Origin of the sequence: Kineococcus indalonis (assembly GCF_009906395.1) — a bacterium.
Classification (GTDB): Bacteria; Actinomycetota; Actinomycetes; order Actinomycetales; family Kineococcaceae; genus Kineococcus; species Kineococcus indalonis.
Genome location: NZ_JAAALM010000775.1, coordinates 1 through 1314, shown reverse-complemented (window position 1 = coordinate 1314; position 1314 = coordinate 1). Strand labels below are relative to the sequence as shown.

The following is a 1314-nucleotide window of genomic DNA, read 5'->3' as shown; positions in this document are numbered from 1 at the left end:
TCGCTGGCGCGGCGGGTGCGGCGGCGGGCAGGGTGGTCGCGTGGCGACGCAGCTGACCAAGGGGTCCAACACCGAACTGCCCACCGCCCCCGTGCGGGCCGTGCTGGGCTGGGACGCCGGGCCGGGCGTGCCGGGGGTGGACACCAGCGCGCTGCTGCTGACGGCGGCGGGCAGGGTGCGCTCCGACGACGACTTCGTCTTCTACAACCAGCCCGCGCACCCCTCCGGGGCGGTGCGCCACGGCCGCGACGGCGCCGTGGAGGTGGACCTGCCGGCCGTGGAGGCGCAGGTGGAGCGCGTGGTGCTGGCCGCCTCCGCGGACGGCGGCACGTTCGGGCAGGTGCCGGGCCTGCACCTGCGGGTGCTGGACGCCGCCGGGGCGGAGCTGGCGCGCTTCGACGTGCCCGAGGCGGGCGCCGAGACGGCGTTCGTGGCCGGGGAGCTGTACCGGCGCGGGGCCGGGTGGAAGCTGCGCGCGGTCGGGCAGGGCTACGACAGCGGCCTGGCGGGGCTGGCCACCGACTTCGGCATCAGCGTCGACGACGAACCCGCGCAGCCCCCCGCCGCCCAGCCCCCCGCGGCACCGGCGCGCACGCCGCTGAACCTGGACAAGGGCCGCGTCAGCCTGGTGAAGGACCAGACGGTCTCGCTGGTGAAGACCGGCGCTCCCCCGCTGAGCGCGGTCACCCTGGGCCTGGGCTGGGACCCCGCCGCGGGCGGGCGCAGCATCGACCTGGACGCCTCCTGCATCGCCTTCGACGCGCGCGGCGAGGACCTGGCGAAGGTGTGGTTCATGGGCAAGGAGGCCTTCCGCGGGGCGATCGTGCACAGCGGCGACAACCTCACCGGCGCCGGCGAGGGCGACGACGAGCAGATCCGGGTGCGCCTGGGCGACCTGCCCGCCGAGGTCCACGCCCTGGTGTTCACGATCAACTCCTTCGGCGGGCAGCGCTTCACCGCCGTGCGCCGGGCGTTCTGCCGGCTGCTGGACGACCGCGGCGCGGAGCTGGTGCGCTACGAGCTCAGCGACACGCAGGACACCACCGCCGTCCTCATGGCCGCGGTGGTGCGCGAGGGCCCGGCCTGGTCGATGCGCGCGCTGGGCGAGTTCCGCTCGGGGCGCACGGTGCGCAAGCTCGTGGACCCGGCGCGCGAGCTGCTGTTCGGGTGAGGGCCGCCCGGCGCGCTCAGCGGCGCCGGCGGGCCACCGCCCCGGCGCCGGCGACGGCCAGCGCGACGAGCAGGCCGGGTCCGGCGCCCAGGAGGTAGTCGCCGAACAGGTGCCCCAGCGCGACGGTGAGGACGGCACCGACG

General features: G+C 76.9%; 1 protein-coding gene. It reads left to right on the top strand.

What is annotated here, in order from left to right:
- Positions 1-1171 (top strand): TerD family protein (locus GTR00_RS24555; protein ID WP_323132657.1); only part of this gene is annotated, 1171 nt, incomplete at its 5' end.
- Positions 1172-1314 lie beyond the last annotated feature (143 nt).